This is a genomic window from Enterocloster citroniae, assembly GCF_040545455.1.
GTDB classification, from domain to species: Bacteria; Bacillota; Clostridia; order Lachnospirales; family Lachnospiraceae; genus Enterocloster; species Enterocloster citroniae.
Map to the genome: position 1 here is coordinate 233,622 of NZ_JBEPLZ010000002.1, position 12,364 is coordinate 245,985.

The following is a 12,364-nucleotide window of genomic DNA, read 5'->3' on the forward strand; positions in this document are numbered from 1 at the left end:
CATGGTTCTCCTAAATGGTATAGTCCTGCTGTTCCGGCAGGCGGTGATGTTCCCTGTATTCCTTGGGGGAGACACCGTACTCCTTTTTAAAGGCCCTGAAAAAGCTGGTGTAGTCCTTAAAACCGTACTGATGGTAAACATGGCTGATGGGCTGGTCGGACAGGATGGCGTTCTTGCTGGCATGAAGGCGCTTTTTCAGGATATACTGGTGAAGGGGGATCCCCATATTGTCCTTAAATATGTGGGATATGTGATATTTACTCACATAAAAAAAGGAGGACAGGCTGTCCAGGCTCAGATCACCCTCCAAATGCCGGTTAATGTAGTCGCAGATGTTCAGGTAGAGCACATTTTCATAGACCACTGACTTTTGGTGAAGGCTGTCATAAAGCAGCCGGTTGATATATACCAAAAATGACACGGCCATAAGTTCTGCCGTCAGGCGATGGAAGGCGCGGCCGCTGGCCGACTCCTCGATCAGGTCCGTAAGCTTACCCTGTATCTCCTGGGTGGTGATGGTGTCGGTATGAAAACGGTAGGTCTGATGGCTCTGGGCATAGTCAAAACCATAAGCCAGCTCCTCATCTGCCTGGCGCAGTGTTTTGAAGTAATCCGCTCCCAGCCAGAATACAAAGCGGCGGTATGGTTTGTCATGGGAAAGAAATTCCGGATAGTGGGGAGTGGAGGGTGGGACCAGCAGACAGTCACCGTACTCCAGATGATAACTTTTGTTTCCCACATGGTATTGTACATCGCCTTCCAGGAAAAAATAGAATTCATAATAATCGTGTTCATGGGCAGCCACGGATTTTAAGGTAGTGTCATTGTAATAAAACAGCTCAAAGTCAACGGGCTGCATGTATTGTCTTGTATTAAAGTCCGAGGATATCTGTTTTTTCACAGGGAGTTTCCTTTCTGGGGCAGTTTGTGCGCGGGCGCAGGAGCAGGTATAAACCGTGTGGTGAGGTATTATTTTACCCAATCTTAGCATGAAACAACAACATTTGCAATATGTTGGGCAAGTATCACTATGGACGGGAATGCTGTATCTGATATAATAAAATTAAATAAAGGGACATCCATTAACCAACAATTTTAAGGAGGAGTTTATACATGAAATTATCATTCAGATGGTACGGAGAAGATGACAAGGTAACCTTGGAGAACATCCGCCAGATCCCGGGAATGCAGTCTATTGTAACAGCTGTTTATGATGTGCCGGTAGGTGAGGTATGGAGCCGTGAAAGCATTGCCAAGTTAAAAAAGCAGGTTGAGGATGCGGGCCTTGGATTCGATGTGATCGAGAGTATTCCGGTTCATGAGGATATCAAGCTGGGTAAGCCAACCAGGGATAAATATATTGAGAACTACTGTGAGAACATCCGCCGTGTGGCTGAAGCCGGTATCAAGTGTGTATGCTATAATTTCATGCCTGTATTTGACTGGACAAGAACCCAGTTGGACCATGAGCTGGGTGATGGATCCACTTCACTGGTATATTATCAGGAGCAGGTGGACGCAGTGAATCCTCTGAACAGCGACAGCGATCTGACTCTTCCGGGATGGGATTCCAGCTACACAAGAGAAGGATTAAAGGCAGTTGTTGAGGAGTACAATAACCTGACCGAGGATATGCTGTGGGATAATGTAAAATATTTCCTGGAAAGAGTGATCCCGGTTGCGGCAGAGTGTGATGTGAACATGGCAATCCATGAGGATGACCCATGCTGGAGCATTTTCGGTCTGCCGAGAATCATTACCTGCGAGGAGAACCTGGACCGCTTCTTAAAGCTGGTGGATGACAAGCACAACGGTATCACGCTGTGTACCGGTTCCCTGGGCTGCTCCGCTAAAAACGATGTGGTGAGAATGGCCGGAAAGTATGCTGCCATGGGCAGGATCCATTTTGCACACATCAGAAATGTGGCTGTTCTGGACAATGGATTTGAGGAGAGAGCACATCTGTCTTCCTGCGGTTCCCTGGATATGTTCGGAATTGTAAAGGCACTGGTGGATAACGGCTTTGACGGCTATGTGAGACCTGACCACGGACGTATGATCTGGGGTGAGACAGGACGCGCAGGATATGGTCTGTACGACAGGGCTCTGGGCGCAACATATCTCAACGGTCTGTTTGAGGCAGTGGAGAAGATGAGCAAGTAATAGACTTTCATGGATAGATCGAATAAAGGGATCAGGGTAGAGTGCGCTGGTCCCTTTTTTTACATAGAAACCATGTACAAAACCAAATGGAGGGAGGTTAAAGGTATGGTATTCGGAACGGATCTGACCGGAAAGATGGCTGTGGTCACAGGAGCGGGCGGGATTTTGTGCGGTATGTTTGCCAGGACTCTGGCAGGGGCAGGGGCATCAGTGGCCCTGTTGGATATCAATCTGGAGGCGGCTGAGAAAATTGCAGGCGAGATACGGGACATGGGCGGCACCGCCTCGGCCTATGAGGTGGATGTAATGGACAAGGATATGCTGGAAAGCGTCCATGCCAGGGTCCTGGCGGAACTGGGCCCCTGTGATATCCTGGTAAACGGAGCAGGAGGCAACCAGGCCTGCGCCAATACATCCAAGGAGTATTTTGAGATGGGCGACATTGAAGGGGATGTGGTCACATTTTTCGATCTGGAATATGGGGGCATACAGAAGGTGCTGGATCTGAATTTCCTGGGGGCATTCCTTACCTGTCAGGTGTTTGCAAAGGATATGGTGGGAAGGGACGGGTGCAATATCCTGAATATTTCCTCTGCCAGTGCGAAGCGGCCCCTGACCAGGATACCGGTATTCAGCGGGGCCGTGGCGGCTCTCAGCAATTTTACCCAGTGGCTGGCCGTGCATTTTGCCAGGGCAGGCATCCGGGTCAATGCCATTGCGCCGGGGTTTTTTGTGACACGGCAGAATGAGAGGCTTTTGTATGAGGAGGACGGCGCCCCGGCAGCCAGGGCGGCCAAGGTACTGGCCGCAACCCCTATGGGCCGGTTCGGAAAGCCGGAAGAACTCAATGGGGCCCTGCTTTTCCTTCTCAATAACGAGGCTGCCGGTTTTATCACCGGGGTGGTTCTGCCTGTGGACGGGGGATTCGGGGCAAATGCAGGGGTTTAACATGCATGTTCCGTTACGTATGTTCTGTCATACATCCCTTGAATGTCCTTTGATCCCCCTCGCCTAAGCTGCTCCTAAATGTCCGCAATACCCCAACATAAGGTTCATCAGGCAGGTGTTTTCCTGGAACGGCTGAGATATTTGGGAAGGCCCAGCTCCATGATCCGCTCCGGTTCCCCTGCAATGAGAGGCAGTGCGTACTCCAGGAATTGGGGACCGATATCCGTACCCTTTTGGGTGATCCAATCCACCGGAAAGCCCTTTTCCTTGTTGCAGACATTGCAGACATCCGTCAGCCCGTATTCCAATTCATAGGAAGGGGTATGGCGGCGGGAACAGGTGACCATGCACCCGGTGGCGCCGCCCAGCATCTGTTGAACAGCGGTTCGTCCGGACAGGACTGCTTCGTGCACATCCGCGGCAGATGCCAGCAGGCTGCTGCACCGCTGATTTACATTCAGTTCCACGGAACGGACTTTTACATGGAAGCGATTGCGCACATAGCTTTCAAGAAGCTTGGCGCTTCCAGTGAGCATTTTGTGGCCAAAGGTGTCCAGGCTGGCCTCATTGGCATATTCACAAATAAATCTTCCATGTTTATCCCTGATGCCTTCGGATACGCAGACCACCACATTGGGCTGCTGATCCAGGGCATTTTTTACATTTTCCAAAAACTGTTCCATGTCAAAGGGAACTTCCGGCATATAGATAAGGAGAGGGTTGTCTCCAGGGTGCTTTCTTGCCAGAACGCTGGCCGCAGTGACCCAGCCGGCATGGCGGCCCATAAGCTCCACAATAGTGACTGCGGGCTGCTGGTATACCGAGGCGTCCAGGCATATTTCCCTGACCGTGGATGCCACATATTTGGCAGCGCTGCCGTAACCCGGTGTGTGGTCCGTGACAGGAAGGTCGTTGTCTATGGTTTTAGGTACCCCAATGAATGATACGTTTTCATGGCGCAGACGGGCACAGCGGGACAGCTTGTCCACTGTATCCATGGAGTCATTGCCGCCGATATAAAGGCAGGCGCCAATGCCCAGTGAGGTGAATTTTTCAAATAAAAGCCCGTAAACAGGGGCGTCCAGATTCTCGGGAAGCTTATAGCGGCAGGAGCCAAGATATGCCGCCGGGGTCTGCTTTAACAGCAAAAGGTCCTCCGCGGTCAGCTCTTGTGAAAGATCCATGCAGCGGCCTGAGAGGAAACCCTCGATTCCGTTTACCATGCCGTAAACCGTGTCTATGTGTTCAGGATGGGCTTTTCCCTCGGTGATGACTCCGTATAAACTGGCGTTAATGACAGCAGTGGGCCCTCCGGACTGGCCAACCAGAATGTTTTTTCTCATGATGCTTCTCCTTGATATTCTCTTTGATGTTAGGCAAGTACGCATATGAGTATATAATAAATGTAAAGACAATGCAATCCACTCTTGTAAACATGCATAGAAATGTAATCCAATTTTGTATATTATGCCAATTGAAATTGAAATGACTATGTGCTAACCTGTATACAGATTTAAAAAGTTGTATACAAGTTGATAGGTTGGAATACAACCTCGCAGCCAAAGGAGGATTTAAGTAATGGATATTCGTTATTCTGCAAACCAGAGAGATGTGAAGCGCTATACCACAGAGGAATTAAGGGATGAATTCCTGATCCGGAACCTGTATGTGGAGAATGAAGTGGTTGCCGTGTATTCACACGTGGACCGTATGGTGACATTGGGATGTATGCCCACAACCGAGACTGTTTCCATTGATAAGGGAATTGACTGCTGGAAGAATTTCGGCACTCATTTCTTCCTGGAGCGCCGTGAGGTGGGTATTTTTAATATTGGAGGCGCTGGAAAGATCGTAGCTGACGGCCAGGAATTCAACATGGGATATAAGGACTGTCTGTATATTACCAAGGGAACCAAGGAGGTTTACTTCTCCAGCCAGGATGCCTCTGCTCCGGCCAAGTTCTACATGGTAAGTGCACCGGCCCATACTTCTTTTACCACCACCTATATCCCCATTGAGAAGGCTGCCAAGAGGCCATGCGGCGCTGCCGAGACTGCCAATAAGCGCGTGATCAACCAGTTCATCCACCCGGATGTGCTTCAGACCTGCCAGCTGTCCATGGGCATGACGGTTCTGGAAGAGGGCAGTGTATGGAATACTATGCCGGCCCATACCCATGAGCGCCGTATGGAGATCTATATGTACTTTGAGGTTCCGGGAGACAACGTGGTATTCCATATGATGGGAGAGCCCACCCAGACAAGGCATATCATCATGAAGAATGAGGAAGCTGTCATCAGCCCGTCCTGGAGCATCCACAGCGGAGCCGGTACATCCAACTATACATTTATCTGGGCCATGGGCGGAGAGAACATGGAGTTCGATGACATGGATACCATGATGCCGAATCAGATGATGTAGGGGCAGACAGATAAGAATCAGGCAGATGCAGAACGAGTAGATGCAGAACATATCACAGGTTTTAGGAGGATAAGGAAATGAACGAATATTTACAGAATTTTTCACTGGAAGGTAAGATTGCCCTGATTACAGGCGCATCCTACGGAATCGGTTTTGCCATTGCAAAGGCCATGGCAGGAGCCGGTGCAACCATTGTTTTTAACGATATCAAGCAGGAGCTGGTGGACAAGGGCGTGGCAGCATACAAGGAAGAGGGAATCGAAGCACACGGCTATGTGTGTGATGTCACCAACGAAGATGCTGTGAATGAACTGGTATCCGTAATTGAGAAGGAAGTGGGCGTGATCGATATCCTGGTCAATAACGCAGGGATCATTAAGAGGATCCCCATGTGTGACATGTCGGCTGCCGAATTCAGACAGGTGATCGATGTGGATCTCAATGCTCCATTTATTGTATCAAAGGCAGTTATCCCCGGCATGATCAAGAAGGGCCATGGCAAGATCATCAATATCTGTTCCATGATGAGTGAGCTGGGCCGTGAGACTGTTTCCGCTTATGCGGCAGCCAAGGGCGGATTAAAGATGCTTACTAAGAACATTGCTTCCGAATACGGCGAGTACAATATCCAGTGCAACGGCATTGGACCCGGCTATATTGCCACTCCTCAGACCGCGCCTCTTCGTGAGATCCAGCCTGACGGGTCCAGACATCCATTTGACCAGTTCATTATTGCCAAGACTCCAGCCGGCCGCTGGGGCGAGGCAGAGGACCTGGGCGGACCAGCTGTATTCCTGGCTTCCGAGGCATCTAATTTTGTGAACGGTCTGGTATTATACGTGGACGGCGGTATTCTGGCATATATCGGAAAGCAGCCTAAATAACAGAAAATTGGGGAAGTATCCCCAAAGAGGTGCCTCCAGGTCAGGATTTCCTGGAGGCATCGGATCAGTGACGGATAACTGTATGGGGGTGACACCATGGGAGAAGAGAATTTTAAGAACCGCGGAGAGCTTGTATTTGAGACCCTGAAGCGGGAAATCCTGGATCTGAGGCTTAAGCCTGGACAGATGATCAGTGAAAATGATATATGTGACCGCTTTGGCGTGTCCAGGACTCCTGTGAGGGATGCCCTCAGGCTTTTGCAGGAACAGGGCTTTGTGGAGACCGTTCCCTACAGGGGGACTTATGTCACTCTTTTAAGCCTGGATAATATCAAGCAGATGATCTATATGCGGGTAGCGGTGGAAACCATGGTACTCAGGGATTTTACCCAGGTCCGCACACCCATGGTCATGGAGGACATCCGGCATGCCATTGCCCAGCAGAAGGCTTTGACCCAGGAACCCGGATTTGAACCTGAACAGTTTTATCATATGGATGCGCAGATGCACTCCATCTGGTTCTGGGCAGTGAAGCGCCAGAAGCTTTGGGAAATGCTTCAGGCCCAGCAGCTCCATTACACCAGGTTCCGTATGCTGGATTTTATAACGGAAACGGATTTTGAACGCATCATAGGGGAACATGAGGAATTGTTTCAGCTGATCTCCCAGGGAGATGAAAAGGGGTTGGAGGAATCCCTCAAGGAACACCTGTATTACAGTATGAAGCGCATGCGCCATTCCATAGAAGTGGATTACAAAGATTATTTTGAAGAAGAACCAGAAGAAGGACGGTTTGTCATATGACAGGCCGTTTTATTTTATGAATATTTTGTAACGGTTCAGGACGGCTTATCTTCTTGACCGGAAAAGCCGGTCAAGAAGCATCAGATGTCCATCCGATGTGAAAATGGGTGCAAACAGACCTATAAGCAAGCTTAACGCCCGCTTTTGCCCCCATTTTTCCGCTGTTCAGAACTGTTATAATATTTTCTTTCATCCGGATTTTCCTTTAGATAATCCTCCAGATCTTCAGGGGAGAGATGGGAGCGGACTTCCTCAAAGAAGGCTGCTCCGTCCATGGATGCAAATTCCAGAAGCCGTCTGGCCACCTCCTGATCCTCTGCCAGTTTTTCAATGCGTTCTTTGGTAAAGTAGTTCATGATTGATTCTGCCTTTCAATGTCTGATTTTGTCAGTTTATACATCCTATCTCCTATAGTATATTCGTAATTGCGAAGATATTCAATATCCTAAATCTATTTTATGCTTAATCTATCAAGCGGATTGTCAGCTGGTGCCGCAGCAAGACGCCGGGACTTACGCGAATACAGGAGTTTGGAATGATAGATTATACGCCATTTTGGAAGACACTGGAACGTTCAGAAGAAAACTGGTATACCCTGACAAAACGCCACCATGTGTCTGACAGTACCCTACACAGACTGAAGCATAACAAGGACGTATCCATGAAGACAGTGAACGACCTGTGCAGGATATTGAATTGTGATATAGAGGATATTGCGGTATATGTGGCTTCTGATCAGGACCAGAAGCTGTAGAAGGGTGTCTGAAACTGGATATGGTTGGATGGATATAGCTATCCCCGGCAGGCAGGTCGTGTGACTTGCGGATGCAGGGGATTTTTTCTGTTCCCGGTTTTATAATAATATGTTTATTTTGGGATTGCGTCTTCCAAAAAGGAGAAAACTAGTATAAAATATTTTCAGGAATTGAATAAAATGTAAGGACAGGAGGCAGGGCATGGATACAGGGCATGGAAAAGGAAAAAGTCCGGGATACTTTGGCAGGATGTGGCTATCCTGCTCCCTGGAGCAGAAGGTGCGCTATATTTCACGTTCTGCAGCCGCAGTGGTGATTCTGTCCATAGCAGCCAATATTCTGGTGGCGGGATTTGGAATGCGGGAATTCAGTTCGGTTCTTAGGAATAATTCCCAGACCCTGTCATTCTGGTCCGCTATGTCGGAGGAGAGCAATGCCTTTGTGTCCCTGGTGAATGACGGGAATGAAGAAAACAGGATGAAATTTGAGACGGCTAGGAATGGGGCTGTGTCGGCTCTTCGGTCCCTGCCGTTTGATTATGGTAAGATCGGGGCCGAGCGGTATGCGGGAACCTGGTCCATTTCCAATCTATATGAGAACTATGCCAGGGCAAGGGATGAGTTCCTTAAGATGGATGAGGACGATCAGGATTATCTGGAACGTCTTTACACCATTTACCGTGTTCAGGGATATCTGGGCACCCACGCGGCCAGACTGGAGCAGATGACCGTGGAGATGGGGAATGAGAGTTATCAGAGGCAGCAGCCTTTGCTGGTGATGGTTCCCATAATCAGTATTCTCTGGGGGGCGGCAGCTCTTTTGATGCTGAGGTGGTTAAAACAATCGGTCAGCCGCAGTATTGTGCGTCCTGTGGTGGAACTGGCCGAGGATTCACGGCGTATAGGGGAAAATGATTTCTCAGGGCCGGATATACAGGCAGAGGGGGATGACGAGATAGCAAGTCTGGTCAGGGCCTTCTGTACCATGAAAGCATCCACCAAAGGATATATCGCTGCCCTGACAGAAAAGCATGAGGCGGAGAAACAGCTGGACGCCGTGCGGCTCCAGATGCTGAAAAACCAGATCAATCCCCACTTCCTTTTTAACACGCTGAACATGATCGCCAGTACGGCCCAGATTGAGGACGCAGGCGCCACGGAAAAGATGATAACCGCCCTCAGCCGTTTGTTCCGCTACAATCTTAAATCCACCGACTCGGTGATGCCTCTGGAGCGTGAGCTGAAGGTGGTGCAGGATTACATGTATCTGCAGAGGATGCGGTTTGGGCAGAGGCTTAGCTGCAGCTATGACTGCCGGCCCGATACCTTGGAAGTGCTGGTGCCATCCTTTGCCCTTCAGCCCCTGGTGGAAAATGCCATCATACACGGTATATCACCTGGAAGCCAGGGCGGGAGGATCCATATACGCTCCTGGATGAGGGGAAGGAGGCTGTGGATCTCGGTGGCGGATACAGGCATTGGAATCGATGAAGAACGCCTTGTGGAGATCCAGGAAGCATTGAAGCAGGGGGATGAGAAGGCCACCGGAGTAGGACTTGGGAATATTTACCGAAGGGTCCATGGAATGTACCAGGACGGGGAGGTGTTCCTGTACAGCAGGAAGGGCTGCGGTACTGTGGTGCAGATGGCTTTTACGGGAGAGGCGCTTAAGTGAATGGAAAGGATGAGAGCATGAGCAGGTATCGTATATTATTGGCTGATGATGAGCAGATTGAGCGGATGGCCCTTGCCAAACGGCTGAACCGGCATTTTGGGGACAGCCTGGATATCAGTGAGGCAGTCAATGGAGCAGAGGCGCTGGAGGTATTTGGAAGGGAACAGAGCCAGATCGTGATTATGGATATTTCCATGCCGGAGATGAATGGGGTGGAGGCCGCGGAGCGGATCCGGTCCATGGATGAGGACTGTATCATCATATTCCTCACCGCCTATGATGATTTTGCCTATGCTAAGAGGGCCATTGTCATCCGCGCCCTGGACTACCTGTTAAAACCCTGCGATGAGGAGGAACTGGTCTCTGTTATGGAAGAAGCCATGCGGCTGACTGACCGCAGGGAGGGACAGAAGCAGACGATGGAGGCTGGCAGGGCTGGTGGGGGAGCAGCAGGTGAGTCAGCTGGCGGGGTGGCAGGCGGAGCAGCAGGTGCGTCAGTTGGCAGGTCGTCCGGCGGAGCCGCTGTCGGGTCGTCCGGAGGGGTGCCTGGTGATCATGCCGGCGGGCAGAATCTTCCCATGGACCATGGGGAGGAAGAAGGCGGAGCCGGTCGTATGGCTCAGACCGCGGAAACCATGCGGGAATATATACGGAACAATTATATGAAGGAAATATCCATGCAGGATGCGGCCAGAGTCATGAATTATTCGGATGCCTATTTCTGTAAGCTGTTTAAACAGTGTTTTGACCAGAATTTTACTTCCTATCTTACAAATTTCCGTATCAGCGAGGCAAAGAAACTTTTAAGGAACAGGAATGCAAGTGTCAAGGATGTAAGTCTTCAGGTGGGATATTATGATTCCAATTATTTTGCAAAGGTGTTTAAGCGGATCACAGGGGTCATTCCCTCAGAGTACAGGGACAGCCTGTCATCCGGGCCGTCCGGGGAATAAGGGTTTATCCTTGTGTTAAGAAAATGACAAAATCTTCTCCCCCAATGACAAACTTTTACGGTACAAATAAAATGCCCCGGGCTATATAATTAAGAAAGTGTTAAGGAAGGCGCCAACACCTTAATGTGTTCTGGATTGTACAGCTGCAGGGGTTATTTTTATGCAGTATGAGATGGAGGATTTCAGTCCAGAATAATAACAAAGGATTTTTACCGTATAAAGGGAAAGGAATGGGAAATGGTGAGGAAATTCATGAAGAAACTGGCAGCAGGTATGCTGGCAGCTGTGGTAGCTGCCGGCCTTACGGGCTGTGGCTCTGTGACATCCGGGAAGCGGATCATCCGTATCTCCCATGCACAGTCGGAAACACATCCGGAGCATCTGGGGCTGCTGGCATTTAAGGAATATGTGGAAGAACGCCTGGGAGATAAGTATGAGGTTCAGATCTTCCCCAACGAGATCCTTGGATCTGCTCAGAAGGCCATAGAGCTGACTCAGACAGGTGCCATTGATTTTGTGGTGGCTGGAACAGCCAATCTGGAGACATTTGCAAGTGTGTATGAAATTTTCAGTATGCCGTACCTGTTTGATTCAGAGGAAGTGTATAAGTCGGTGATGCAGGATACGGATTATATGGAACAGGTGTATGAGTCCACGGACGAGGCGGGATTCAGGGTGGTGACATGGTATAATGCAGGCACCAGAAATTTTTATGCAAAAACGCCCATCCATACGCCGGATGACCTAAAGGGCAAAAAGATCAGGGTTCAGCAGAGCCCTGCCAGCGTTGCCATGGTAAATGCATTTGGCGCAGCCGCTGCTCCCATGGGATTTGGTGAGGTATACACCGCCATCCAGCAGGGAGTGATCGATGGGGCTGAGAACAATGAGCTGGCCCTTACCAACAACAAGCACGGTGAGGTTGCAAAGTATTATGCCTACAATAAGCATCAGATGGTTCCGGACATGCTGGTAGCCAACCTTAAATTCCTGGAAAGCTTAAGCCCTGAGGAATATGAGATATTCAAGGATGCGGCAGCCCTGTCCACCCAGGTGGAAATGGACGAGTGGGATAAGAGCATTGAGGAGGCAAAGAACATTGCCGTAAACGACATGGGAGTGGAGTTCATAGACGTGGATGTGGATGCGTTTAAGCAGAAGGTCCTTCCTCTCCATGAGACCATGCAAAAGGAAAATCCAAAGATCGTAGACCTGTATCAGCACATTCAGGAAGCAAATGAAAAAGCAAAGGGAGGACAGTAGGATGGAAGGCATGCATAAAGTAAGAGCCGGTATTATGCGGATCCTGGGTATTGTAATCATATGCCTGTTTGCCATGATGACCGTGATCGGCACCTATCAGATCGTAACCAGATATTTCTTTAACCGCCCCAGCACTGTTTCAGAGGAGCTTTTAACTTATTCCTTTACCTGGATGGCTTTGCTTGCCTCCGCTTATGTATTTGGAAAAAGGGACCATATGCGCATGGGATTCCTGGCAGATAAGATCACTGGTCCGGCAAGGAAATGTCTTGAGATTGCCATTGATCTGCTCACATTTGCATTTGCCGGTGTTGTAATGGTGTATGGAGGTATTTCCATTACAAAGCTGACCATGATCCAGACCACGGCGTCTCTTCGTGTACCCATGGGTTACATCTATGTGATCGTGCCTGTGACCGGCCTGCTTATCATGCTGTTCAGCCTGATGAACGCGGCGGATATGATGCACAGGGACTTTAGCGGAAAGGAGGAGGCGTAA

General features: G+C 49.6%; 13 protein-coding genes. 10 read left to right on the top strand and 3 right to left on the bottom strand.

The annotated features are described in order from the left end of the window. Positions 1-10: 10 nt before the first annotated feature. A complete protein-coding gene (locus tag ABID13_RS03060) occupies positions 11-901 on the bottom strand; it encodes an AraC family transcriptional regulator (RefSeq protein ID WP_007860608.1) in 891 nt (296 codons plus the stop codon). A gap of 212 nt (positions 902-1,113) precedes the next feature. Here ABID13_RS03060 and ABID13_RS03065 point away from each other — a divergent pair, with 212 nt between their 5' ends. After that, a complete protein-coding gene (locus ABID13_RS03065; protein WP_007860606.1) occupies positions 1,114-2,163 on the top strand; it encodes a mannonate dehydratase in 1,050 nt (349 codons plus the stop codon). A 105-nt stretch (positions 2,164-2,268) separates the two neighbouring features. Further along, positions 2,269-3,111, top strand: coding sequence for an SDR family oxidoreductase (locus ABID13_RS03070; protein ID WP_007860604.1), 843 nt, complete (start codon positions 2,269-2,271; stop codon positions 3,109-3,111). A 107-nt stretch (positions 3,112-3,218) separates the two neighbouring features. Here ABID13_RS03070 and ABID13_RS03075 read toward each other — a convergent pair whose 3' ends face one another. Beyond that, positions 3,219-4,454: a 6-phosphofructokinase gene (locus ABID13_RS03075; RefSeq protein ID WP_007860602.1), complete on the bottom strand. Its 1,236-nt coding sequence runs from the start codon at positions 4,452-4,454 to the stop codon at positions 3,219-3,221. 235 nt (positions 4,455-4,689) lie between these two features. On the opposite strand from ABID13_RS03075, the gene kduI reads away from it, so the two are divergent. The 3 genes from kduI to ABID13_RS03090 all read left to right on the top strand — a co-directional run bounded on the left by kduI (position 4,690) and on the right by ABID13_RS03090 (position 7,220). Further along, positions 4,690-5,532: a 5-dehydro-4-deoxy-D-glucuronate isomerase gene (gene kduI, locus ABID13_RS03080; RefSeq protein WP_007860601.1), complete on the top strand. Its 843-nt coding sequence runs from the start codon at positions 4,690-4,692 to the stop codon at positions 5,530-5,532. A 77-nt stretch (positions 5,533-5,609) separates the two neighbouring features. Next, positions 5,610-6,416: a gluconate 5-dehydrogenase gene (locus tag ABID13_RS03085; protein WP_048929814.1), complete on the top strand. Its 807-nt coding sequence runs from the start codon at positions 5,610-5,612 to the stop codon at positions 6,414-6,416. A 96-nt stretch (positions 6,417-6,512) separates the two neighbouring features. Then, entirely contained in the window at positions 6,513-7,220 is a 708-nt protein-coding gene (locus ABID13_RS03090; RefSeq protein WP_045093224.1) for a GntR family transcriptional regulator, read from the top strand. 131 nt (positions 7,221-7,351) lie between these two features. On the opposite strand, the gene ABID13_RS03095 is transcribed toward ABID13_RS03090, so the two are convergent. Continuing rightward, the gene (locus tag ABID13_RS03095) at positions 7,352-7,576 is read right to left on the bottom strand and encodes a hypothetical protein (protein WP_007860594.1); all 225 of its coding nucleotides are present in this window, start codon (positions 7,574-7,576) and stop codon (positions 7,352-7,354) included. A gap of 179 nt (positions 7,577-7,755) precedes the next feature. On the opposite strand from ABID13_RS03095, the gene ABID13_RS03100 reads away from it, so the two are divergent. The 5 genes from ABID13_RS03100 (at position 7,756) to ABID13_RS03120 (ending at position 12,364) form a co-directional block, all read left to right on the top strand. Then, positions 7,756-7,974 carry a helix-turn-helix domain-containing protein gene (locus ABID13_RS03100; RefSeq protein ID WP_007860593.1) on the top strand — a complete coding sequence of 73 codons (219 nt, stop codon included), beginning with the start codon at positions 7,756-7,758 and terminating at the stop codon, positions 7,972-7,974. 202 nt (positions 7,975-8,176) lie between these two features. Next, positions 8,177-9,649, top strand: a complete 1,473-nt coding sequence (locus ABID13_RS03105) for a sensor histidine kinase (protein WP_048929813.1) — start codon at positions 8,177-8,179, stop codon at positions 9,647-9,649. Between the two features lie 17 nt (positions 9,650-9,666). Beyond that, positions 9,667-10,602: a response regulator transcription factor gene (locus ABID13_RS03110; protein ID WP_048929909.1), complete on the top strand. Its 936-nt coding sequence runs from the start codon at positions 9,667-9,669 to the stop codon at positions 10,600-10,602. A 237-nt stretch (positions 10,603-10,839) separates the two neighbouring features. Then, a complete protein-coding gene (locus ABID13_RS03115; protein ID WP_040415145.1) occupies positions 10,840-11,865 on the top strand; it encodes a TRAP transporter substrate-binding protein in 1,026 nt (341 codons plus the stop codon). 1 nt (position 11,866) lies between these two features. Beyond that, on the top strand, positions 11,867-12,364 hold the full coding sequence (locus tag ABID13_RS03120; protein WP_007860586.1) for a TRAP transporter small permease: 498 nt from the start codon (positions 11,867-11,869) through the stop codon (positions 12,362-12,364).